This is a genomic window from Pseudomonas sp. FEMGT703P (assembly GCF_002786345.1).
GTDB classification, from domain to species: domain Bacteria; phylum Pseudomonadota; class Gammaproteobacteria; order Pseudomonadales; family Pseudomonadaceae; genus Aquipseudomonas; species Aquipseudomonas peli.
Map to the genome: position 1 here is coordinate 170,357 of NZ_PGCM01000012.1, position 21,957 is coordinate 192,313.

Consider the following 21,957-nt stretch of genomic DNA (forward strand, 5'->3'; position numbering starts at 1 on the left):
CCTGGGCGGGGCTCGCATTATTTAGCTATTGATCTGCTCGGCATGATGGCAAGCCACTTGCCGTGCATCCAGCAGGCGCAGTGCCGGCTGTTCAACCTTGCAGCGTTCACTGGCGTGCGGGCAGCGTTGATGGAAGGCGCAGCCGCTGGGTGGCGACAGCGGGTTGGGCAGCTCGCCGCTGATCTTGATCTTCGGTTTGCTCGGATCAGGATGGATAGTCGGCGTCGCCGACAGCAACGCCTGGGTATAAGGGTGCAGCGGGCGGTTGTAGATCAGCTCGCTGGGGCCCATTTCCACCGGGCGGCCGAGGTACATCACCAGCACATCATCGGCAACGTGGCGCACCACCGAGAGGTTGTGCGAGATAAACACATAGCCGGTGTTGAACTGCTCCTGCAGGTCCATAAACAGGTTAAGCACCTGGGCCTGGATCGACACGTCCAGCGCCGAGGTCGGCTCGTCGGCCACCAGCACCTTGGGTTGCAGCATCATCGCCCGGGCGAGGGCAATACGCTGGCGCTGGCCGCCGGAGAACATATGCGGGTAGCGCTGGTAATGCTCGGGACGCAGGCCGACCTGTTGCATCATCGCCTGCACCCGCTCACGCCGTTCCAGGCGTGACAACGCGGTATTGATCAGTAGCGGTTCGCCCAGCTGATCACCGACCTTCTGCCGTGGATTGAGCGAGGCATAGGGATTTTGAAAAACCATCTGCACATCACGGCGTAGCTGTTTGCGCTGGGCCTTGTTGGCCCCTGTCACTTCCTGCCCGGCGATCTGCAGCGAGCCCGAGCTGGGCTCCTCAATCAGGGTCAGCGCACGGGCCAGGGTGGATTTTCCGCAGCCGGACTCCCCGACCACCGCCAGGGTCTTGCCCGCCTGTAATTCAAAGGACACGCCATTCAGCGCTTGCACCTGAGCGTTGGGCTGGAACAGGCCACGGGAGATTTCGTAGTGACGGGTGAGGTCGCGAGCAGTCAGGACGGCGCTCATCAGGCCACCTCCGCAGTCAGGTTGAGCGGGTAGAAGCAGCGCGCCGCGCCACGTTCATGGGCATCCAGAGTCGGCCGTTGTTCACGGCAATGCGCCTGGGCGTAGGGGCAGCGCGGCGACAGCAGGCAGCCCAGCGGCCGGTCGTAGCGGCCCGGCACGATGCCGGGCAGGGTGGTCAGGCGGCGTTGGCCCTGGCTATGTTCGGGAATCGCCTTGAGCAGCGCCTCGGTGTAGGGGTGGCTGGGCGCGTTGAACAGCTGCGGTACGTTGCCGATCTCCACTGCTTGCCCGGCATACATCACGCAGACCCGTTGCGCGGTTTCGGCGACCACGGCCAGGTCATGGGTGATCAGCACCAGGCCCATGTTCTGTTCGCGCTGCAGGCCCACCAGCAGGTCCATGATCTGCGCCTGAATGGTCACATCCAGCGCCGTGGTCGGTTCGTCGGCGATCAGCAGTTTTGGCTCGGCGGCAATTGCCATGGCAATCGCCACCCGTTGGCTCATGCCGCCAGACAGCTGGTGCGGGTAGGCATTCAGGCGGCTGGCGGCGGCAGGGATTTCCACCCGTTCCAGCAGTTGCAGGGCGCGCGTGCGTGCGGCCTGGCCTCTGAGACCAAGGTGCTGGCGCAGTACTTCCTCGATTTGAAAACCCACGGTAAAGCTCGGGTTGAGGGCGGTCATCGGGTCCTGAAAGACCATCGACAGGTCCTTGCCGACGATATGCCGGCGCTGGCGGCCTTTAAGCCGCAACATGTCGGTGCCGTCGAATTGCAGGCCGTCGGCACTGACGATGCCGGGCGCGTCGATCAGCCCCATCAGCGCCATCATGGTCACCGATTTGCCCGAGCCGGATTCACCGACAATCGCCAGCACTTCGCCCTTTTCCACGGACAGGTCGAGACCGTCGACCACCGGGATGGCCGTGGCGTCGCCGAAACGCACGCTGAGGTTTTTGATATCCAACAGGCTCATGCGGGGTTCCTCACTGCGCATTCTTGAGTTTCGGGTCGAGTGCATCGCGCAGCCCGTCGCCCATCAGGTTGATCGCCAACACGCTGAGCAGAATGGTCAGGCCCGGCAGGCTGACCACCCACCAGGCGCGCTCGATATAGTCGCGCGCCGAGGCCAGCATGGTGCCCCACTCAGGGGTTGGCGGTTGTACGCCGAGGCCTAGGAAACCCAGGGCGGCGGCATCGAGAATTGCCGAAGAAAAACTCAAGGTGGCCTGCACGATCAGCGGTGCCATGCAGTTGGGCAGCACGGTGATAAACATCAGTCGCGGTAGGCTGGCACCGGCCAGGCGTGCGGCGGTGACGTAATCGCGGTTCAGCTCGCCCATCACCGCTGCGCGGGTCAGGCGCACATAAGACGGTAGCGAGACGATGGCGATGGCAAAGATGGTGTTGATCAGCCCTGGGCCGAGGATGGCGACGATGGCCACCGCCAGCAGCAGCGAGGGCAGGGCCAGCATGATGTCCATCAGGCGCATGATCGACGGGCCGAGCAGGCGCGGAAAGAAGCCGGCGACCAGGCCCAGGAGGATGCCGGGGATCAGCGACATCAGTACCGAGGCCAGACCGATCAGCAGCGACAGCCGTGCGCCATGAATCAACCGCGACAGCAGGTCGCGACCTACTTCATCGGTGCCGAGCAGAAATTGCAGCTGGCCACCCTCCAGCCAGGCTGGCGGGGTGAGCAGAAATTCGCGGTATTGCTCGCTGGGGTCGTGCGGGGCGATCCATGGCGCAAATAGCGCGCAGATTACCAGCAGGATCATAAAGGCCAGCCCGGCGACTGCGCCCTTGTTGTGGGCAAAGGCCTGCCAGAATTCCTTGAGCGGCGAAGGGTAGAGCAGCGATTGATCGAGTGTGGTGCTTAGGGTTTCAGTTGTCATAGTGGGCTCCGTAGAACCTGTGCATGGCCTCGCGAGCTAGCGCGAGACAAGGAAAAAGCGGCTGAGGAAGAGGAGTGTGCTGCTGCACATGAGCATTCCGAAGCTGGTTTTGACGCCGTATCGCCGACGCGCAGCAGGCCATGGGCAGGTTCTTAGCGCTGATGGCGAATGCGTGGGTTAGCCAATCCGTAGAGGATGTCCACCACGAAGTTGACCAGGATCACCAGGCAGGCGATCAGCAAAATGCCGTTCTGCACCACCGGGTAGTCACGCGCGCCGATCGACTCGATCAGCCATTTGCCGATGCCCGGCCAGGAGAAGATGGTTTCGGTCAGTACCGCGCCCGCCAGCAGCGCGCCGACCTGCAGGCCGAACACCGTGAGCACCGGGATTAATGCATTGCGCAGGCCGTGAACAAACACCACGCGGGCCGGTGACAGGCCCTTGGCACGGGCGGTGCGCACATAGTCTTCGCGCAGCACTTCGAGCATCGCTGAGCGGGTCATGCGCGCGATTACCGCCAGCGGAATGGTGCCCAGCACGATGGCCGGCAGGATCAAATGGCGCAGGGCATCGACAAAGGCGCCCTCTTCGCCGCTGAGCAAGGTGTCGATCAGCATAAAACCGGTGACCGGCGGGATGTCGTAGAGCAGGTCGATGCGCCCGGACACCGGCGTCCAGCCCAGCCATACCGAGAAGAACATGATCAGCAGCAGGCCCCACCAGAAAATCGGCATCGAGTAGCCGGCCAGCGAGATGCCCATTACGCCGTGGTCGAACAGCGAACCGCGCTTGAGGGCGGCAATCACGCCTGCGATCAGCCCGAGGGTGCCAGCGAACAGCAGGGCGGCCAGCGCCAGTTCGACGGTGGCGGGAAACAGGGTGAGAAATTCGCTCCACACGCTTTCCCGGGTACGCAGCGATTGCCCCAGGTCGCCTTGGGCCAGCTGGCCGATATAGTCGAAATACTGGGCATACAGCGGTTTGTTCAGGCCCAGGCGCTCCATGGCCTCAGCATGCATCACCGGGTCGACGCGGCGTTCGCCCATCATCACTTCCACCGGGTCGCCGGGGATCATGCGGATCAGCGCGAAGGTCAATAGGGTGACGCCGAAAAAGGTGGGGATCAGCAATAGCAGGCGTCGGACAATAAAGGACAGCATGCGGGTCAGTGCTCCAAAAAAGGTGAGCGTGCATCGGGCTGCATGGCCGGACGCTGTTGTAGTGCGGCGAGTGGCTCGGCAGCCAGGTGCCGGTTGAGCGCGCATGTTGCAGGCGGGGTGCGGCAGGCAACAGAGTGCCTGGCAGTTAGGTCGGTCCAGGTCGGTCCAGTCATCAGCGTAATCCTCGGGTTATACGGAGCCAGCAAACGGCAGCCGGGTAGGCCGCCGTTGTCCGGCTGGCGAGTGGCGGGGTAAGCCGCTCGCCAGCTTGGTCGAGAAGCGCTGTTACTTGACGCCGACGCCGTAGAACGAGTTCAACGCGAACGGGCTGATCTTGAAGTCCACGACCTTCTTGCTCATCGGCTGGTAGACCGTGGAGTGGGCGATCGGGGTGATCGGCACTTCGCGCTTGAGAATCACCTGAGCTTGCTTGTACAGCTCGGTGCGTTCTGCGGTATCGGTCACCCGTTTGGCAGCTTTCACCAGCTTGTCGTAGTCGGCATGGCACCACTTGGAGAAGTTGTTGCCGTCCACGGCGTCGCAACCATAGAGGGTGCCGAGCCAGTTGTCCGGGTCACCGTTGTCGCCACTCCAGCCGATCAGCATGGCGTCGTGTTCGCCGGCCTTGGCACGCTTGAGGTATTCACCCCATTCGTAGCTGACGATCTTGGCCTTGATGCCCACCTTGGCCCAGTCGCTTTGCAGCATTTCAGCCATCAGCTTGGCGTTGGGGTTGTACGGGCGCTGTACCGGCATAGCCCACAGGGTGATTTCGGTGCCCTCTTTGACGCCGGCGGCCTTGAGTAACTCCTTGGCTTTTTCTGGGTCGTAGGCGGGGTCCTTGATGCTGTCGTCATACGACCATTGGGTCGGCGGCATGCCGTTGACCGCCAGCTGGCCGGCGCTCTGGTACACCGCGTCGATGATGCCCTGCTTGTTCACCGCCATGTCCAGTGCCTGGCGCACTTCGAGTTTGTCGAACGGCGGGTGGGTGACGTTGTAGGCGATATAGCCGACGTTGAAGCCGGCCTGCTCGGGCATGTCCAGGTTCGGGTCTTTTTTCAGCGCGTCCAGATCCGCCGGGCGCGGGAACAGGGTGACCTGGCATTCGCCGGCCTTGAGCTTCTGCATGCGCACCGAGGCGTCGGTGTTGATGGCGAAAATCAGGTTGTCGATCTTCACCTCATCCGGCTGCCAGTATTCCTTGTTGCCCTTGAAGCGGATCACCGCATCTTTCTGGTAGCGGCTGAACACGAATGGGCCGGTGCCAATGGGCTTCTGGTTGATGTCGGCAGCCTTGCCGGCCTTGAGCAGGCTGTCGGCGTATTCGGCGGACTGGATCGAGGCAAAGCTCATCGCCAGGTTCTGGATAAAGGCAGCGTCGACTTCGTTGAGGCTGAACTTGACGGTCATGTCGTCGAGTTTTTCGATCTTGGCGATGTTCGCGTCCATGCCCATGTCGGTGAAGTAGGGGAACTCCGACGGGTAGGCTTTGCGGAAAGGGTGGTCCTTGTCGAGCATGCGCTGGAAGGTGAACAGCACGTCGTCTGCGTTGAAGTCGCGGCTCGGCTTGAAGTATTCGGTGGTGTGGAATTTCACGTTTGGACGCAGGTGAAAGGTGTAGCTCAGACCGTCTTCGCTGATATCCCACTTCTCGGCGAGGCCAGGGATCACTTTGGTGCCGCCACGCTCGAACTGGCTCAGGCGGTTGAACACGGTTTCCGCTGCAGCATCGAAATCGGTGCCGGTGGTGTACAGGCCAGGGTCGAACCCGGCGGGGCTGCCTTCGGAGCAGAACACCAGGTTGCCGGCGGCGCTGGCAAGTGGCGTGCTGGCGATCAGCCCAGCGGCGAGTAAAGCCTGGATGACGGCGTTCTTACGCATAGTGACCTCATGGTTATTGTGGTTGTGATCCTGAGGGGCCTCTTGTGGAGACCTTGGGAGAAACTATGCAGGGCGTATGCCGTAGGCAAGTGACATGTCGCAGAGAGAACAGGAATGACGATGCAACAGTATGTTGGTGTCGCATATCTATAAAAGTGCGAGAAAAACATGGCAAAGCGCCGCTATCGTCGGATAACGGCGCTGCTTCTGTTTGTAGCAGTTTTTATGGCATCTGCACTTCGATCACACCGTCGGCGTTGATGTTGACCTGGCTGGTGCCGGCTTCGATCTCCGGCGTCACCGCCGCATCCATCATCGCCGCGCCTTTCATGGCCTCCATGCGCATCGGCATGGGTGGCTGGAAGCCGCCGGTATTCAGGCTCAGGCTAACCAGCTTATAACCGCTGCCGCCGAGGGCTTCGGTGGCCAATTGCGCGCGGGCCTTGAAGGCTGCCACGGCGTCCTTGAGCAGGCCGTCTTCGTGGGTTTTACGGGTGTCCGAGGCGATGCTGAAGTTCATCCCGCCCATCTTCAGGGTTTGCAGCATTTCCCCGGTGAGCTTGGACAGCGCGCTGAAATCGGCGCTCTCCAGGCGCAGCTCGGCGCGCTCGCGCCAGGCGGTGATTTTCTGGCCCTTGTCATCGTAAACCGGGTAGCTGTTACGGCTGCCAGAGGTAACGCTGATGCCTTTGACCTTGCGCGCCTGAGCGATACTGGCATTCAGGGTTTTGCTGATCTGCGCGGCGAGGGCGGCTGGGTCGCTGTCCTGGGCTTCGCTGTAAAGGGTGACGTGCATCAGGTCGTGGGCGATTTCCTTATTGACCTCGGCGCGCAGAGCGACCTGGTTGTAGCGCGCTTCTTCGGCCATGGCTGTAGCGCTCATCAGGGTGGTGGCGCTCAGTAGCAGGGCGGTGGCGAGGCGGGACAATGGCAACATGACGATTCCTTTGTGTGATGGGCGCATGGGGTATGCGCGGCTTTCCAGAGGGTAGACGTAGCTATCAGACTGAACGGGTTAAATCCGGTTCCACATTTTTACGGCCAGTTATTCCTTGCGCTTCAACTGGTTGCGAATAAGCGTGGCTGCGTGCCCTTTTGCTCTACAGGGTGCGTGCTGCGGCGTGTTGCCGCAGTGAGGCGTAGAGAGGCTTGGTTATACTCCTGCGGCTCGCTAAATGAGCATCTTGGAGATTCTATGCTCGCACCTGTGCAGCTACTGTCGGCGAGCCGGCAAAACCTCTGGCGCCTGACCCTGATCCGCATTCTGGTGCTGGCCGCGCAAGCCGGTTCTGTGGGGCTGGCGTACAAGTCGGGGGCGCTGCCGCTGCCCTGGCTGGAACTCAGCGTCACCCTCGGCATCTCCCTGGTGCTGTGTCTGCTGACCGCGTTGCGTTTGCGCGGCCCCTGGCCGGTGACTGAGCAGGAATACGCGGTGCAACTGGGCTGCGACCTGATCATCCACAGCCTGTTGCTGTATTACTCGGGTGGTTCGACCAACCCGTTTGTTTCCTATTACTTGGTGCCGCTGACGATTGCCGCAGCGACCTTGCCCTGGCTCTACACCATTACTCTCTCGGGGCTGGCGCTGGGCGGTTATACCTTTCTGCTGGTCTGGTCGCACCCGCTGGACCTGCCGTCCGGCCCGCGTGAAAGCCTGCTGATCTATGGCATGTGGTTGAGCTTTGCCCTGGCCGCGGGGCTAATCACCTTCTTTGTTGCGAAGATGGCCGAAGAGCTGCGCCGTCAGGAAGAGCTGCGCGCCGAGCGCCGGGAAGAAGGCTTGCGTGATCAGCAACTGCTCGCCGTAGCAACCCAGGCGGCGGGTGCGGCGCACGAATTGGGCACGCCGCTGGCGACCATGAGCGTGCTGATCAAGGAACTGCGCCGCGAGCATCAGGAGCCGACCCTGCAGGAAGACCTAGCCGTGCTGCAGGAGCAGGTCAAACTGTGCAAAGAAACCCTGCAGCAGCTGGTGCGCGCCGCCGAAGCAGATCGCCGTCAGGCAGTGATCGAGCTGTCGTCAGTCGAATGGCTGGAAACCACGCTCAATCGCTGGCACCTGATGCGCCCTGAAGCCAGTTATCGCTATCAATGCCTGGGCCGTGGCACCCCTCCAAAAATGATGCCGCCGGCCGATCTGACCCAGGCGTTGCTCAACCTGCTGAACAACGCCGCCGACGCCTGCCCGGACAAGCTGGATATTCGCCTGGATTGGGATCACCAGTGGCTGCGCTTTAGCATTCGTGACTTTGGTGCCGGTGTGCCGCTGGCGATTGCCGAGCAGCTGGGGCGGCCGTTTTTCACTACCAAGGGCAAGGGGTTTGGTCTGGGTCTGTTCCTCAGTCAGGCCAGCGTCACCCGTGCCGGCGGCACGGTTAAACTGTATAACCATGAAGAAGGCGGCACGCTCACCGAGCTGAAACTGCCGCGCGCCTACGGCCGAGCCTGAGGAAGCATTGAGTATGAGTGACGAAATCCTGTTCGAAGGCGACGAACAACCGCACCTGTTGCTGGTTGACGATGACCCGACTTTTACCCGTGTCATGGCGCGGGCCATGAGCCGACGTGGCTTGCGTGTGTCGACCGCCGGTTCCGCTGAGGAAGGCCTTGCCCTGGCCGTGCAGGACCTGCCGGACTACGCCGTGGTCGACCTGAAGATGGAAGGTGATTCCGGTCTGGTGCTGCTGCCCAAGCTGCTGGAGCTGGACGCCGAAATGCGCGTGGTGATTCTCACTGGCTATTCGAGCATTGCCACAGCGGTGGAGGCGATCAAGCGTGGCGCCTGCAACTACCTGTGCAAACCGGCCGATGCCGACGATGTGCTGGCCGCGCTGCTGACTCAACATGCCGACCTGGATAGCCTGGTGCCGGAAAATCCGATGTCAGTGGACCGTCTGCAGTGGGAGCACATCCAGCGCGTGCTCAGCGAGCATGAAGGTAATATTTCCGCCACTGCCCGCGCCTTGGGCATGCATCGACGGACCTTGCAGCGCAAGTTGCAGAAGCGTCCGGTACGCCGCTGAACACGTGTGCGGCAGCCGGTTTGACCGGATGCCGCGACGTTCCTGTACGTCAGTCGTTAGAGGCTGGCGAAGAGCGGGAATACCCCTAACAGCAGTGCCGCAAACATGATGGCCATGCAGATCAGCACCGCCCATTTCAGGGTGAAGCGCTGCAGGTCGCCGAATTCGATCTTTGCCAGGCCGATCAGCAAATAGGTGGAAGGCACCAGCGGGCTGAGCAGGTGTACCGGTTGGCCAACAATCGAGGCGCGGGCCATTTCCACTGGGCTGATGCCGTAGTTGGCGGCGGCTTCGTTGAGCACCGGCAGGATGCCGTAGTAGAACGCATCGTTGGACATAAAGAAGGTGAACGGCATGCTCACCAGTGCCGTGATCACCGCCAGATGCGGGCCGAGGGCATCAGGGATGACCGCCAGCAGGCTCTTGGACATGGCGTCGACCATGCCCGTGCCGGACAGAATGCCGGTGAAGATTCCCGCTGCGAAGATCAATCCGACCACTGCCAGAACGTTGCCAGCGTGGGTGGCGATACGCTCTTTCTGCTGCTGCAGGCAGGGGTAGTTGATGATCATGGCGATGCTGAACGCGATCATAAACAGCACCGGCATCGGCAGCAGGCCGGCAATCAGCGTCGTCATGAGTACCACGGTGAGGGCGGCATTGATCAGGGTCAGCTTGGGGCGGCGAGCTTCGGGGTACTGCGAAACGCTGATCTGCTCCTGGCCGGCCTGAGCGTCCGGCAGTTGCAGAATGCCCAGGCGCTTGCGCTCACGCAGGCCATAGAAATAGGCGACGGCAAACAGCACGATGGCCCCGATCACCATGGTCGGGATCATCGGCACAAACACATCTGAGGGGTCGACATGCAGGGCGCTGGCAGCGCGAGCGGTCGGTCCGCCCCAGGGCGTCATGTTCATGATGCCGCCGGCCATGATGATCAGGCCGGCCATGATGGTCGGGCTCATCTTCAAGCGGCTGTAAAGCGGCAGCATGGCGCCGACGCAGATCATGTAGGTGGTTGAGCCATCACCGTCGAGTGAGACGATCAACGCCAGGGCCACGGTGCCGACAGCCACTTTCAGCGGGTCGCCCTTTACCAGCTTGAGGATCAGGCGCACGGGCGGATCGAACAGGCCTGAGTCGATCATGATGGCGAAATAGAGGATGGCAAACATCAGCATCACCCCGGTCGGCGCGAGTTTGCTGATGCCCTCGAGCATCATCGGGCCGATGTCGCTGGCGAAGCCGCCGATCAGGGCGAAGGCGATGGGGATGATGATCAGCGCGATCAGCGCGGACAGGCGCTTGCTCATGATCAGGTACATAAAGGTGATGACCATGGCAAAGCCAAGGAAAGTCAGCATGACGAGTCTCCGGGTGGGTAGAGTGCGGAAAGCAGGGCGCGGCCTTAATGAGGCAGCGGTTGCAGCCGAGTCGGGCGGAGACGGGGGCGGTGCGCGCGGGTGCGCGAGCAGAGCGGCAAAATAAACATGGCAATTACCGTTGTTGTTTTTGTCAGGTGCGCAGGCGTGCTGGCAGCCGGGGTGGCCGAATCGAGTCAGCCGTGGGGCGAGTCTACGAAGACAAGCTTTCAGCCAGCTTTCGCCGGCTTGCAGTTGGTCTGCGCTTGCCTGCGGGTTTGTCTCGATCTGAAAGCAGGCTGAAAGTCTGGCCTGTTATCATCGCCAGACTTCCAGCTCCCCAGTGCCTTCGCATGTTTGCAATCTTCTCGGAAATTCTCGGCATCACTGCGCCGGTGTTCGCCATGCTGTTTCTCGGTCTGCTGCTCAAGCGCCTGGGGCAGATCGACGCCGCCTTTATCAGCACAGCCACTTCTCTGGTCTTCAATGTCAGCATGCCGGCCATGTTGTTTCTCGCCATCCTGCATGCCGATCTGCGCACCGCTCTGCAGCCGGCGCTACTCGGTTATTTTGTGCTGGCGACTGTGGTGGGCTTTCTGCTGGTATGGGGCTGGGCGCTGTGGCGGGTGCCGCGGGTGGACCGTGGCGTGTATGTGCAAGGAGCGTTTCGCGGCAATAACGGCATCATCGGCCTGGCACTGGCCACCAGTCTGTACGGTGATTACGGTCTTTCGCTCGGCGGGGTACTCGGTGGCGTGGTGATCCTCAGCTACAACAGCCTGTCGGCGATTGTTCTAGCGATCTACAGCCCGAACGCCAAGGCCAGCGTGTGGAGCATCAGCAAAAACATTCTGCGTAATCCGCTGATCCTCGGTGTGCTGGCGGCGATACCGTTTGCCTACTGGCAAGTTCGACTGCCGGCCTGGCTGACCACCTCGGGCGAGTATCTGGCGCAACTGACCTTGCCTCTTGCGCTGATCTGTATCGGTGCCACGCTGTCGCTGGCATCGCTGCGCGAAAGTGGCAAGGTGGCCTTGGGGGCCAGTGTGATGAAGATGGTCTGGCTGCCGCTGCTGGGCACCCTTGGTGCGTTCTTCTGCGGTTTCCGCGAGGCTGAACTAGGCATTCTGTTTCTGTTCTTTGCCAGCCCGACCGCAGCGGCCAGCTTCGTGATGGCCAAGGCTGCCGGCGCTAACCATCAGCTGGCGGCGGCGATCATCGTCATTACCACCCTAGCGGCGGCGATCACCACCAACATCGGGCTGTTTGTGCTGCAGTGGGGCGGCTGGATTTAGCCATCCCACAGGCATCAAAAAGCCGGGCAATGCCCGGCTTTTTGATGTGCTGCGATCAGGCTTGCTGGAAGTCGTCGATGACTTCCTGGGCCGCGCGAAAGGCATCAATGGCGGCCGGCACGCCGGCATACACCGCACAGTGCAGCAGGGTTTCGCGGATTTCTTCGACCGTACAGCCATTGTTCAGCGCACCGCGCACGTGCCCCTTAAGCTCCTGCGGGCATTTCAGTGCAGTAAGCGCCGACAGCGTGATCAGGCTGCGTGTCTTGCGGTCCAGCCCTTCGCGGGTCCACACACCGCCCCAGGCGTGTTCGTTAACGAAGTCCTGCAGCGGCTGGGTAAAGTCCGTGGCGTTACCCAGGGCGCGCTCGACAAAGGCATCGCCCATCACTTCGCGGCGGACTTTCAGGCCCTGCTCATGGGTATCGCTCATCGGTTAAACCTCCTGGCCCCGCTGCTTGTGCCAGGCACGGCCGGCGATGATCACCAGGGTTACGGCAGTCAGCGGTAGGGCGTAGCCAAGCATGGCGTCACCGAAGATTTCGGCAAACGGGCGGCCGGTCGACGACATCACCAGGTAGACCGTATAGGCCACGTAGTAGGCCAGAAACAGCAGACCTTCCCAGCGGTTGATGCGGTAGCCGGCGAAGAAGATCGGCAGGCAGGCTACAGCCACGGCGATCATCACCGGGAAGTCGAAAGCCAGGGCATTGGCGGCCACACTGATGGCTTGCGGCGAGACCATCGAGGCCAGGCCCAGCACGCAGAGCAGGTTGAAGATGTTGCTGCCGACGATATTGCCCACGGCGATATCGCGCTCGCCCTTGATGGCAGCCAGCACTGAGGTGGCCAGCTCCGGCAGCGAGGTGCCGACGGCGACCACCGTAAGGCCGATTACCAGCTCCGAGATACCCAGCGTGCGCGCCAGGGTAACCGCACCTTCCACAAGGAAGTTGGAACCGCTGACCAGCAGTACCAGGCCGACGATGATCAGTCCCAGATTGATTGCCCAGGCATAGGGTTTAACGGGTTCATCGAGGCCGAATTCCTTGCTGAATTCATCATCTTCGAGGGACTTCTGCTTGCGGCTACTGATGATTAGAAAGGCTGTGTAGGCGACGATGCCAGCGAACAGTATGGCGCCGTCGAGTTTGCTCAGGCTGCCGTCCCAGGCCAGGGCGAAGGTCAGCAGGCTGGCGCTAATCATGATCGGCACATCCAGGCGGATCAGCTGGCGCGATACGATCAGCGGGGCGATCAGTGCGGTCAGGCCGAGGATAAACAACACGTTGGCGATATTGCTGCCGACCACGTTGCCAATCGCCAGATCACCACTGCCATCCAGTGCAGCTTGTACGCTGACGGCGGTTTCCGGCGCGCTGGTGCCGAAGGCCACCACGGTCAAGCCGATGATCAGCGGCGGAATGCCGAATTGCGCGGCCAGTTTGGCGGCGCCGCGTACCAGTACCTCGGCACCGGCAACCAGCAGCACCAGGCCTGCGATCAGATAAACAAAGGTCATCAGGGTCATTGCAAGGGGCTCCATAAAAGTGGCGCTAGTTTAATCATCGGCTTGCTTGGCGCCAGAGGCTGGACTGGGCTGCCTACGGATTCTTTGTAAACAGCTGTGTTCAGTCGGCCAGTTGTTCCACGCGCACTGGCACTACGCCGTCTCGCAGCATATCCAGCTGTTCGGCGGCTTTTTGCGAGAGGTCGATGATACGCTTCTTGGCGTAGGGGCCGCGGTCGTTGATGCGTACCACCACTGTCTTGTCATTGCGCAGATTGGTCACCTGCACGCGGCTACCAAACGGCAGGGTGCGGTGTGCTGCGGTCAGTGCATTCTGGTCAAAGCGTTCGCCGCTGGCGGTCTTGTTACCGTGGTGCCTTGCGCCGTAATAGGACGCCTGGCCCTCGGCGCGATAGCCCTGCGGGTCGACCTGGCCCTGGCTGGCGCAGGCGCTGAGCAGCAAGCTGGTGAATGCAATCAGTAACAGGCGCATAGCGGTACCTGAATGTGGATGGCGGACAAAACAACGCCGGGTAGACCCGGCGTTATGTCGTGCTACAAGGCTCAAGCTTCGAGCTTTTTCTTCAGCAGTTCGTTCACCTGGCCGGGGTTGGCCTTGCCCTTCGAGGCTTTCATGGCCTGGCCGACGAAGAAGCCGAACATCTTGCCGCGCTTGGCTTCATCCGCTGCCCGGTACTGTTCAACCTGCTCAGCGTTGGCGGCCAGTACTTCGTCCAGCATGGCTTCGATGGCGCCAGAGTCGGTGACCTGCTTGAGGCCTTTCTTCTCGATCACTTCGTCAGCGCTTGCACCTTCACCGGCGGCCAGGGCCTCGAAGACCATCTTGGCGATCTTGCCGCTGATGGTGTTGTCCTTGATGCGCAGGATCATCCCGCCCAGCTGCTCGGCGGAAACCGGCGACTGGTCGATTTCCAGATTGTCCTTGTTGAGCAGGCTGGACAGCTCGCCCATCACCCAGTTGGCGGCCAGTTTGGCGTCGCCGCACACGGTGTTGACGGCCTCGAAGTAGTTGGCCAGTTCGCGGCTGGCGGCCAGTACGTCGGCGTCGTAGGCGGATAGGCCGAACTCGCGCTCGAAACGCGCGCGCTTCTCGACCGGCAACTCCGGCAGGGTGGCGCGCACTTCGTCGAGGAAGCTCTGCTCGATCATCACCGGCAGCAGGTCGGGGCAGGGGAAGTAACGGTAGTCGTTGGCTTCTTCCTTGCTGCGCATGGAGCGCGTCTGGTCCTTGTTCGGGTCGTACAGGCGAGTTTCCTGCACCACTTTGCCGCCGTCTTCGATCAGTTCGATTTGGCGCTGCACTTCATGGTTGATGGCTTTTTCGATAAAGCGGAACGAGTTGACGTTCTTGATCTCGGCGCGGGTGCCGAACTCGGCCTGGCCAACCGGGCGCACCGAGACGTTACAGTCGCAGCGCAGCGAGCCTTCGGCCATGTTGCCATCGCAGATGCCGAGGTAGCGTACCAGCGCATGGATTGCCTTGACGTAGGCCACGGCTTCTTTGGCTGAGCGGATGTCCGGCTCGGAGACGATTTCCAGCAACGGCGTGCCGGCACGGTTGAGGTCGATGCCGCTCATGCCGTGGAAGTCTTCGTGCAGGCTCTTGCCGGCGTCTTCTTCCAGGTGCGCACGGGTGATGCCGATGCGCTTGCTCGTACCGTCTTCCAGGGTGATGTCGAGGAAGCCCTTGCCAACGATGGGGTGGTCCATCTGGCTGGTCTGGTAGCCCTTGGGCAGGTCCGGGTAGAAGTAGTTCTTGCGCGCAAAGATGTTGTGCGGGGCGATTTCGGCATCAATCGCCAGTCCGAACTTGCAGGCCATGCGTACGGCTTCAGCGTTCAGTACCGGCAGGGTGCCAGGCATGCCGAGGTCAACCAAGCTGGCCTGGGTGTTGGGCTCGGCGCCGAAAGCGATGGCGCTGGCGGAGAAAATCTTCGATTGGGTGCTGAGCTGGGCGTGAATTTCCAGCCCGATTACGGTTTCCCATTGCATGTCAGTCGTCCTCAGAATCCGCTCGGTGCGTGGGTGTGCCAGTCAGTGACCTGTTGGTACTGGTGGGCGACGTTGAGCAGGCGGCCTTCTTGGAAGTAAGGGGCGAGCAGCTGCACACCGACCGGCAAGCTATCGACGAAGCCCGCAGGCATCGACAGGCCGGGGATGCCGGCCAGGTTGGCGGTGATGGTGTAGATGTCTTCCAGGTAGGCGGCAACCGGATCGTTGTTCTTCTCGCCGAGCTTCCAGGCCAGGTTCGGCGTGGTGGGGCCGAGGATCACGTCGACATCATTAAAAGCAGCGACAAAGTCATTCTTGATCAGGCGGCGGATCTTCTGCGCTTTGAGGTAATAGGCGTCGTAGTAGCCGGCGGACAGCGCGTAAGTGCCGACCATGATGCGGCGCTTCACTTCTGCGCCGAAACCTTCGCCGCGCGAACGCTTGTAGAGGTCTTCCAGGTTTACCGGGTTCTCGCAGCGGTAGCCGAAGCGCACGCCGTCAAAGCGCGAGAGGTTGCTGCTGGCCTCGGCCGGGGCGATTACGTAGTAGGCGGGTATCGCGTGCTGCATGTTCGGCAAGCTGATTTCTTTAATGGTTGCGCCGAGCTTCTTTAGTTCTTCGACCACCGCCATCACCTTTTCGCCGATGCGCGCATCCAGGCCTGTGCCGAAGTATTCCTTCGGCAGGCCGATGCGCAGGCCATTCAGCGGTTGGCTGAGGGCGGCCAGGTAGTCATCAACCGGCTGATCAACGCTGGTGCTGTCCTTGGTGTCGAAACCGGCCATGGCTTGCAGCATCAGTGCGCAGTCTTCAGCCGTGCGGGCCAGTGGGCCGCCCTGGTCGAGGCTGGACGCATAGGCAATCATGCCCCAGCGCGACACACGGCCGTAGGTCGGCTTGATCCCGGTGAGGTTGGTCAGCGCCGCTGGCTGGCGGATTGAGCCGCCGGTGTCGGTGCCGGTCGCGGCAGGCAGTAGGCGTGCGGCCACAGCTGCAGCCGAGCCGCCGGAAGAGCCGCCAGGTACGCGGGTCAGGTCCCAGGGGTTTTTCACAGCGCCGTAATGGCTGGATTCGTTGGCCGAGCCCATTGCGAATTCGTCCATGTTCAGCTTGCCCAGGGTCACGGCGCCGGCGCTGGCGAGCTTGTCGACCACGGTGGCGTTATAGGGGGCCTTGAACCCGGTGAGGATTTTCGATGCGCAGCTGGTCAGCACGTCTTGCGTGCAGAACAGATCCTTGTGGCCGATTGGTGCGCCGAGCAGGGCGCCATTCTCGCCGTTGGCGCGGCGGGCGTCAGCCGCGGTGGCTTGGCTCAGGGCCAGCTCCTCGGTGACGGTGATAAAGCTGTTGAGCAGCGGGTCGAGTTGGGCGATGCGCGCCAACAGGCTGCGGGTCAGCTCTTCAGACGAAAACTGTTTGTCGGCGAGTCCGCGGGCGATCTCGGCCAGGGTAAATTGATGCATGGCTTGGCTTATCCCTTACTCGATGACTTTCGGAACCAGGTACAGACCGTTTTCCACGGCGGGTGCGATGGCCTGATAGGCCTCGCGCTGGTTGCGTTCGGTGACCTGGTCGGCGCGCAGGCGCTGAGTGGCTTCCAGTGGGTGAGCCAGTGGTTCGATGCCGTCAGTATTGACCGCTTGCATCTGATCAATCAGGCCAAGAATGTTATTAAGGGTCTCGGTGGTACCCGGGATATCGGCTTCATTCAGGCCCAGTCGGGCCAGATGAGCGATTTTCTCCACGTCGGAGCGTTCAAGCGCCATCAGGTTTCTCCCTATATGAAGCAGCGCATTTGCTGGCCGCCTTTGGAAATGTGAACGGGTCGCCATGCACAGGTGCGCAGGGAACAGATAGTGATAGGTGGTGGTCAAAGGTCGTGATGATGGGCCTTAAAGCCCTGAAAAACCGGCAATCTAACATATTGGTGCCTTGCTCAAAATCCCTGCCGTTGTTAGAGTTTGCCGCACTTTTTAGCAGCGCCTTTACCGCGCTTCGCCTTTACCCACGCGTTGCCTAGGGTCCTTATCCCATGTTCAAAAAACTGCGTGGCATGTTTTCCAGCGATCTGTCGATTGACCTGGGCACTGCCAATACCCTGATTTATGTTCGCGAACGCGGCATTGTGCTGAACGAGCCGTCCGTGGTCGCCATCCGTACCCACGGTAACCAGAAGAGCGTTGTGGCGGTCGGAACCGAAGCCAAGCGGATGCTCGGCCGTACCCCCGGCAACATTGCCGCCATTCGTCCGATGAAAGACGGCGTGATCGCCGACTTCAGCGTCTGCGAGAAGATGCTGCAGTACTTCATCAACAAAGTTCACGAAAACAGCTTCCTGCAACCGTCGCCGCGCGTGCTGATCTGCGTGCCGTGCAAATCCACCCAGGTGGAGCGTCGCGCCATCCGTGAATCGGCCCTCGGTGCCGGTGCTCGTGAAGTGTTCCTGATCGAAGAGCCAATGGCTGCTGCTATCGGCGCCGGCTTGCCGGTAGAAGAAGCCCGCGGTTCGATGGTCGTCGACATCGGTGGTGGTACCACTGAAATCGCCCTGATCTCCCTGAACGGTGTGGTTTATGCCGAATCCGTCCGCGTTGGTGGCGACCGTTTCGATGAAGCGATCATCACCTACGTGCGCCGTAACTACGGCTCGCTGATCGGTGAATCCACCGCTGAGCGGATCAAGCAGGAAATCGGCACCGCCTACGCCGGTGGCGAGCTGCGTGAAGTTGACGTGCGTGGCCGCAACCTGGCCGAAGGCGTACCGCGCAGCTTTACCCTGAACTCCAACGAGGTGCTCGAAGCGCTGCAGGAATCCCTGGCGACCATCGTCCAGGCGGTGAAGAGCGCGCTGGAGCAATCGCCGCCAGAGCTGGCGTCCGACATTGCCGAGCGTGGCCTGGTGCTGACCGGTGGTGGTGCGTTGCTGCGTGATCTGGACAAACTGCTGTCGCAGGAAACCGGCCTGCCGGTTATCGTCGCTGAAGACCCGCTAACCTGCGTTGCACGCGGTGGCGGCAAGGCGCTGGAGATGATGGATCGCCACACCATGGACTTGCTGTCCTCGGAATAAGCGCGACCGCTCCACGTCTTGAGCTGCAAGTCGGGTATCACCTGCTTGCAGCTTTTGTTTTGCTGCCTGACGCTGTGAGGAGCTGCCGATCAAACCGCTATTTGCCAAAGGTCCTTCGCTGGGTGTACGCCTGCTGGTGTTCACCGTGTTGTCGGCTGCGCTGATGGTGGTCGATGCGCGCTTCACTTTGCTGCATCCGTTGCGCGCCCAACTGGGGCTGATTGTTGAACCTGTGTATTGGGTTGGTCGGCTGCCCGTTCGGGTGTGGGAAAGCGCGACCCAAGAGCTGAGCACGCGTAACGAGCTTGCCGCCGAAAATGAAAAGCTCAAGGCCGAGCAGTTGATGATGCAGCGCCGCCTGCAGAAACTCGCTGCGCTCACCGAGCAGAACGTGCGTCTGCGCGAGCTGCTCAATTCGGCCGCGCTGGTTGACGACGATGTACTGGCCACCGAACTGATTGGTATCGACCCCAATCCCTTTACCCACCGGATCCTGATCGACAAAGGTGAAAAAGACGGTGTGGTACTGGGTCAGCCCGTGCTGGATGCACGCGGTCTGATGGGCCAGGTAGTCGAGGTCATGCCCTACACCTCTCGCGTTCTCCTGCTGACCGATACCACCCACAGCATTCCAGTGCAGGTCAATCGCAACGGCCTGCGCGCCATCGCCAGTGGCACCGGTAACCCGGAGCGCCTGGAGTTGCGCCATGTTGCTGACACGGCTGATATCAAAGAAGGCGATCTGCTGGTCAGCTCTGGCCTTGGCCAGCGCTTCCCGGCCGGTTATCCGGTGGCCATGGTGTCCGAAGTGATTCACGACTCCGGTCAGCCTTTTGCGATTGTCCGTGCAGTGCCCACGGCCACGCTGAACCGCAGCCGTTACATGCTGCTGGTGTTCACCGATCCGCGTACCCCGGAGCAGCGCGCCACTGAGTCAGCGCAGGCGCAGGAAGCCCTGGACCGTGAAATTCTGCAGCAGGCGCAACCCGAACAACCTGCGGCCCCCGCACCCGCAGCGCCCGCCAATTCGACGGAGGCCGCGCAATAATGGCCGCACGAGCAAGCAACATCTGGGTGGTCTGGCTGACACTTGCCGTGGCGCTGCTGCTCAGCGTGTCGAGCATGCCCAAGTTCATGGAGCTGGGGCGGCCGCTCTGGTTGGCATTGTTTCTGACCTACTGGGTCTTGGCCGTTCCGCATCGTGTGGGCATGACTACGGCCTGGGTTATTGGTCTGTTAGCTGATGTGCTGAATGGCACCTTGCTCGGCCAAAATGCGCTGATCCTGACTCTGATTACTTTTCTGGTGCTGACCCTGCATCAGCGTCTGCGCATGTTCCCCATGTGGCAGCAAAGCACCGTGCTGCTGGTGGTGTTCGGTTTGGCGCAGCTGGTGCAGCTGTGGCTGAACGCGCTGACCGGCAGTCGCCCGCCAACCTTGACCTTTGTCTTGCCAGCGCTGGTCAGTGCGCTGCTCTGGCCTTGGGTCTGCACTTTGCTGCGCGGGCTGCATCAGCGTCTGGGCGTCAATTAAGCAAGGCCGCTGGGCCTTGCGTTTATCCGACAGGGAGAAGTCAGAATGGCCACCCTCTACCTCGCCTCCGGATCGCCGCGTCGCCGCGAGCTGTTGACGCAGATTGCTGTGCCCTTCCTCACGCAAATCGCACCGATTGATGAAAATGCATTGCCAGGCGAGTCGCCAATCGCCTATGTAGAGCGTCTGGCGCTTAGCAAAGCGCAAGCTGGGCTGGCTGCATTGACCGATACCGCGGATGCCGTGGTGCTCGGTGCAGATACGGCTGTGGTGCTTGATGGACGAATTCTTGGCAAGCCGACCGACCGCGCCGATGCGTTGTCGACGCTCAGTGATCTGTCTGGGCGAACCCATGAGGTGCTGACGGCCGTGGCGCTGGTCAGCCGCGAACGCCAAGCGTCGCGGGTGGTCACAAGCCAGGTCACCTTCCGTGCATTGAGTCAGGCCGAAATCGAGGCTTACTGGGCCAGCGGCGAGCCGCAGGACAAGGCCGGGTGTTACGGTATTCAGGGCCTGGCTGCGGTGTTTGTCAGCCAGTTGCAGGGCAGTTATTCGGCGGTGGTGGGTTTGCCGCTGTGTGAAACTGCCGCGTTGCTCGCAGAATTTGCTATTCCGTGCTGGCAGTCGCTGCCAGTTCACAGTCAAGAGGTTGCGGGTCGCGGGTGAGTGACCGCCATTAACGGCGCAGTCCCTGGGCTTTCAGCTTTATCTCAGAAGAGATGAGCGCATGAGTGAAGAGATCCTGATCAACATCACGCCGATGGAATCGCGCGTGGCGGTGGTGGAAAACGGCGTACTGCAGGAAGTGCATGTCGAGCGCACGCAGAAGCGTGGCATCGTCGGCAATATCTACAAAGGCAAAGTGGTGCGCGTACTGCCGGGCATGCAAGCGGCTTTTATCGATATCGGCCTCGAACGTGCAGCATTTATTCACGCGGCGGAAATTTCCACCCGTGAAGGCTCGGCGGTGGAAAGCATCAGCGCTCTGGTGCATGAAGGCCAGAGCCTGGTCGTGCAAGTGACCAAGGATCCGATTGGCAGTAAGGGCGCGCGTCTGACCACCCAGCTGTCGATTCCCTCGCGCTACCTGGTCTATATGCCGCGCACCGCCCACGTTGGCATCTCGCTGAAAATTGAAGACGAAGCCGAGCGCGAGCGGCTCAAACAGGTGGTGGCCGATTGCGTGGCGGCAGAAGGCATCGAGGAAGCCGGTGGTTTTATTCTGCGCACGGCGGCTGACGGTGCCGGTGCTGATGAAATCCTTGCAGACATCCGTTACCTGCGCCGCTTGTGGGAACAGATCGCTACGCAGATGAAGGTCGGGCCGACGCCGCTGGTGATCTATGAAGATCTGTCCTTGGCGCTGCGCACCCTGCGTGACCTGGTCAACCCGAAAATCGAGAAGATTCGCGTCGATTCGCGCGAAACCTTCGGCAAGATCACTCAGTTCGTTGATGAGTTGATGCCGGAAATCGCTGACCGCCTGGAGCATTACCCCGGTGAGCGGCCGATCTTCGATCTGTATGGCGTCGAGGATGAAATCCAGAAGGCCCTGGAGCGCAAGGTGCCGCTCAAGTCCGGCGGTTACCTGATCATCGATCCAGCCGAGGCGATGAGCACCATTGATGTGAATACCGGCGCGTTCGTCGGCCACCGCACGCTGGAAGAGACCATCTTCAAGACCAATCTGGAAGCCGCAACAGCGATTGCTCGCCAGCTGCGCCTGCGCAATATCGGCGGGATCATCATCATCGACTTCATCGACATGGAAGATGAAGAGCACCAGCGCCAGGTGCTACGTACCTTGGAGAAGCAGCTGGAGCGCGACCACGCCAAGACCAATATCATCGGCATTACCGAGCTAGGCCTGGTGCAGATGACCCGTAAGCGCACCCGCGAGAGCCTTGAACAGGTGCTCTGCGAGCCATGCAGTGCCTGTCAGGGGCGCGGCAAGCTGAAAACGGCGGAGACCACCTGCTACGAAATCTTCCGCGAAATTCTGCGTGAGGCGCGGGCCTATCAACCGGAAGGTTATCGCGTGTTGGCCAATCAGAAAGTAGTCGACCGCCTGCTCGATGAAGAGTCGGGCAACGTCGCCGATCTCGAAGCTTTTATCGGCCGCACCATCAAGTTCCAGGTTGAAACCATGTATTCCCAGGAACAGTACGATGTGGTGCTGCTCTGATATGCGCGTTTACCGCCTGGGCGTGAACTGA

21 protein-coding genes are annotated in these 21,957 nt (G+C 61.2%); 8 read left to right on the top strand and 13 right to left on the bottom strand.

The window, feature by feature from the left end; translation table 11 throughout:
* Nucleotides 1-21 precede the first annotated feature (21 nt).
* The 6 genes from CUR33_RS18445 to CUR33_RS18470 form a co-directional block, all read right to left on the bottom strand.
* The gene (locus CUR33_RS18445; protein ID WP_289240521.1) at nt 22-993 is read right to left on the bottom strand and encodes a peptide ABC transporter ATP-binding protein; all 972 of its coding nucleotides are present in this window, start codon (nt 991-993) and stop codon (nt 22-24) included.
* Nucleotides 993-1,967, bottom strand: coding sequence for an ABC transporter ATP-binding protein (locus CUR33_RS18450; RefSeq protein ID WP_289240522.1), 975 nt, complete (start codon nt 1,965-1,967; stop codon nt 993-995). Before CUR33_RS18450 ends, CUR33_RS18445 begins: the two co-directional genes overlap by 1 nt.
* Before the next feature lie 10 nt (nt 1,968-1,977).
* Nucleotides 1,978-2,889 carry an ABC transporter permease subunit gene (locus CUR33_RS18455; protein WP_160089164.1) on the bottom strand — a complete coding sequence of 304 codons (912 nt, stop codon included), beginning with the start codon at nt 2,887-2,889 and terminating at the stop codon, nt 1,978-1,980.
* Nucleotides 2,890-3,041: 152 nt separating this feature from the next.
* Nucleotides 3,042-4,052, bottom strand: a complete 1,011-nt coding sequence (locus CUR33_RS18460; RefSeq protein WP_282876779.1) for an ABC transporter permease subunit — start codon at nt 4,050-4,052, stop codon at nt 3,042-3,044.
* Nucleotides 4,053-4,337: 285 nt separating this feature from the next.
* Nucleotides 4,338-5,936 (bottom strand): ABC transporter substrate-binding protein, encoded by a 1,599-nt coding sequence (locus CUR33_RS18465; RefSeq protein WP_289240523.1) that lies wholly within the window; start codon nt 5,934-5,936, stop codon nt 4,338-4,340.
* 223 nt (nt 5,937-6,159) lie between these two features.
* Entirely contained in the window at nt 6,160-6,873 is a 714-nt protein-coding gene (locus tag CUR33_RS18470; protein ID WP_289240524.1) for an SIMPL domain-containing protein, read from the bottom strand.
* 258 nt (nt 6,874-7,131) lie between these two features.
* Here CUR33_RS18470 and CUR33_RS18475 point away from each other — a divergent pair, with 258 nt between their 5' ends.
* On the top strand, nt 7,132-8,385 hold the full coding sequence (locus CUR33_RS18475; RefSeq protein ID WP_090255554.1) for an ATP-binding protein: 1,254 nt from the start codon (nt 7,132-7,134) through the stop codon (nt 8,383-8,385).
* 13 nt (nt 8,386-8,398) lie between these two features.
* On the top strand, nt 8,399-8,959 hold the full coding sequence (locus tag CUR33_RS18480; RefSeq protein ID WP_090255553.1) for a response regulator transcription factor: 561 nt from the start codon (nt 8,399-8,401) through the stop codon (nt 8,957-8,959).
* Between the two features lie 56 nt (nt 8,960-9,015).
* Here CUR33_RS18480 and CUR33_RS18485 read toward each other — a convergent pair whose 3' ends face one another.
* A complete protein-coding gene (locus CUR33_RS18485; protein WP_289240525.1) occupies nt 9,016-10,323 on the bottom strand; it encodes a CitMHS family transporter in 1,308 nt (435 codons plus the stop codon).
* Nucleotides 10,324-10,673: 350 nt separating this feature from the next.
* On the opposite strand from CUR33_RS18485, the gene CUR33_RS18490 reads away from it, so the two are divergent.
* Nucleotides 10,674-11,615, top strand: a complete 942-nt coding sequence (locus CUR33_RS18490) for an AEC family transporter (protein ID WP_282876775.1) — start codon at nt 10,674-10,676, stop codon at nt 11,613-11,615.
* 55 nt (nt 11,616-11,670) lie between these two features.
* Here CUR33_RS18490 and CUR33_RS18495 read toward each other — a convergent pair whose 3' ends face one another.
* The 6 genes from CUR33_RS18495 to gatC form a co-directional block, all read right to left on the bottom strand.
* Nucleotides 11,671-12,048: a carboxymuconolactone decarboxylase family protein gene (locus CUR33_RS18495; RefSeq protein ID WP_289240526.1), complete on the bottom strand. Its 378-nt coding sequence runs from the start codon at nt 12,046-12,048 to the stop codon at nt 11,671-11,673.
* A gap of 3 nt (nt 12,049-12,051) precedes the next feature.
* Nucleotides 12,052-13,146 (bottom strand): calcium/sodium antiporter, encoded by a 1,095-nt coding sequence (locus CUR33_RS18500; protein ID WP_289240527.1) that lies wholly within the window; start codon nt 13,144-13,146, stop codon nt 12,052-12,054.
* A gap of 100 nt (nt 13,147-13,246) precedes the next feature.
* Complete coding sequence (locus CUR33_RS18505; RefSeq protein ID WP_090255544.1) at nt 13,247-13,618, bottom strand: septal ring lytic transglycosylase RlpA family protein; 372 nt, start codon at nt 13,616-13,618, stop codon at nt 13,247-13,249.
* Between the two features lie 71 nt (nt 13,619-13,689).
* Nucleotides 13,690-15,138 (bottom strand): Asp-tRNA(Asn)/Glu-tRNA(Gln) amidotransferase subunit GatB, encoded by a 1,449-nt coding sequence (gene gatB / locus CUR33_RS18510; protein ID WP_289240528.1) that lies wholly within the window; start codon nt 15,136-15,138, stop codon nt 13,690-13,692.
* An 11-nt stretch (nt 15,139-15,149) separates the two neighbouring features.
* Nucleotides 15,150-16,601 (bottom strand): Asp-tRNA(Asn)/Glu-tRNA(Gln) amidotransferase subunit GatA, encoded by a 1,452-nt coding sequence (gene gatA, locus CUR33_RS18515; RefSeq protein ID WP_289240529.1) that lies wholly within the window; start codon nt 16,599-16,601, stop codon nt 15,150-15,152.
* Between the two features lie 15 nt (nt 16,602-16,616).
* Nucleotides 16,617-16,904: an Asp-tRNA(Asn)/Glu-tRNA(Gln) amidotransferase subunit GatC gene (gatC, locus tag CUR33_RS18520; RefSeq protein WP_160089142.1), complete on the bottom strand. Its 288-nt coding sequence runs from the start codon at nt 16,902-16,904 to the stop codon at nt 16,617-16,619.
* 266 nt (nt 16,905-17,170) lie between these two features.
* Between gatC and mreB the strand changes: the two genes are divergently transcribed.
* The 5 genes from mreB to rng all read left to right on the top strand — a co-directional run bounded on the left by mreB (nt 17,171) and on the right by rng (nt 21,926).
* Nucleotides 17,171-18,208 carry a rod shape-determining protein MreB gene (gene mreB, locus CUR33_RS18525; protein ID WP_090255536.1) on the top strand — a complete coding sequence of 346 codons (1,038 nt, stop codon included), beginning with the start codon at nt 17,171-17,173 and terminating at the stop codon, nt 18,206-18,208.
* A 136-nt stretch (nt 18,209-18,344) separates the two neighbouring features.
* On the top strand, nt 18,345-19,256 hold the full coding sequence (gene mreC / locus CUR33_RS18530; RefSeq protein WP_448703206.1) for a rod shape-determining protein MreC: 912 nt from the start codon (nt 18,345-18,347) through the stop codon (nt 19,254-19,256).
* Nucleotides 19,256-19,741, top strand: coding sequence for a rod shape-determining protein MreD (gene mreD / locus CUR33_RS18535; RefSeq protein WP_289240530.1), 486 nt, complete (start codon nt 19,256-19,258; stop codon nt 19,739-19,741). Before mreC ends, mreD begins: the two co-directional genes overlap by 1 nt.
* 45 nt (nt 19,742-19,786) lie before the next feature.
* Complete coding sequence (locus CUR33_RS18540; RefSeq protein WP_170049175.1) at nt 19,787-20,407, top strand: Maf family protein; 621 nt, start codon at nt 19,787-19,789, stop codon at nt 20,405-20,407.
* A 61-nt stretch (nt 20,408-20,468) separates the two neighbouring features.
* On the top strand, nt 20,469-21,926 hold the full coding sequence (rng, locus tag CUR33_RS18545) for a ribonuclease G (protein ID WP_160089138.1): 1,458 nt from the start codon (nt 20,469-20,471) through the stop codon (nt 21,924-21,926).
* The last annotated feature ends 31 nt before the right edge of the window (nt 21,927-21,957 follow it).

Bases quoted from the DNA above. Each gene is read 5' to 3' on its own strand.
- CUR33_RS18445 (WP_289240521.1), bottom strand. From the start codon at position 993: ATGAGCGCCGTCCTGACTGCTCGCGACCTCACCCGTCACTACGAAATC.
- CUR33_RS18450 (WP_289240522.1), bottom strand. From the start codon at position 1,967: ATGAGCCTGTTGGATATCAAAAACCTCAGCGTGCGTTTCGGCGACGCC.
- CUR33_RS18455 (WP_160089164.1), bottom strand. From the start codon at position 2,889: ATGACAACTGAAACCCTAAGCACCACACTCGATCAATCGCTGCTCTAC.
- CUR33_RS18460 (WP_282876779.1), bottom strand. From the start codon at position 4,052: ATGCTGTCCTTTATTGTCCGACGCCTGCTATTGCTGATCCCCACCTTT.
- CUR33_RS18465 (WP_289240523.1), bottom strand. From the start codon at position 5,936: ATGCGTAAGAACGCCGTCATCCAGGCTTTACTCGCCGCTGGGCTGATC.
- CUR33_RS18470 (WP_289240524.1), bottom strand. From the start codon at position 6,873: ATGTTGCCATTGTCCCGCCTCGCCACCGCCCTGCTACTGAGCGCCACC.
- CUR33_RS18475 (WP_090255554.1), top strand. From the start codon at position 7,132: ATGCTCGCACCTGTGCAGCTACTGTCGGCGAGCCGGCAAAACCTCTGG.
- CUR33_RS18480 (WP_090255553.1), top strand. From the start codon at position 8,399: ATGAGTGACGAAATCCTGTTCGAAGGCGACGAACAACCGCACCTGTTG.
- CUR33_RS18485 (WP_289240525.1), bottom strand. From the start codon at position 10,323: ATGCTGACTTTCCTTGGCTTTGCCATGGTCATCACCTTTATGTACCTG.
- CUR33_RS18490 (WP_282876775.1), top strand. From the start codon at position 10,674: ATGTTTGCAATCTTCTCGGAAATTCTCGGCATCACTGCGCCGGTGTTC.
- CUR33_RS18495 (WP_289240526.1), bottom strand. From the start codon at position 12,048: ATGAGCGATACCCATGAGCAGGGCCTGAAAGTCCGCCGCGAAGTGATG.
- CUR33_RS18500 (WP_289240527.1), bottom strand. From the start codon at position 13,146: ATGACCCTGATGACCTTTGTTTATCTGATCGCAGGCCTGGTGCTGCTG.
- CUR33_RS18505 (WP_090255544.1), bottom strand. From the start codon at position 13,618: ATGCGCCTGTTACTGATTGCATTCACCAGCTTGCTGCTCAGCGCCTGC.
- gatB (WP_289240528.1), bottom strand. From the start codon at position 15,138: ATGCAATGGGAAACCGTAATCGGGCTGGAAATTCACGCCCAGCTCAGC.
- gatA (WP_289240529.1), bottom strand. From the start codon at position 16,601: ATGCATCAATTTACCCTGGCCGAGATCGCCCGCGGACTCGCCGACAAA.
- gatC (WP_160089142.1), bottom strand. From the start codon at position 16,904: ATGGCGCTTGAACGCTCCGACGTGGAGAAAATCGCTCATCTGGCCCGA.
- mreB (WP_090255536.1), top strand. From the start codon at position 17,171: ATGTTCAAAAAACTGCGTGGCATGTTTTCCAGCGATCTGTCGATTGAC.
- mreD (WP_289240530.1), top strand. From the start codon at position 19,256: ATGGCCGCACGAGCAAGCAACATCTGGGTGGTCTGGCTGACACTTGCC.
- CUR33_RS18540 (WP_170049175.1), top strand. From the start codon at position 19,787: ATGGCCACCCTCTACCTCGCCTCCGGATCGCCGCGTCGCCGCGAGCTG.
- rng (WP_160089138.1), top strand. From the start codon at position 20,469: ATGAGTGAAGAGATCCTGATCAACATCACGCCGATGGAATCGCGCGTG.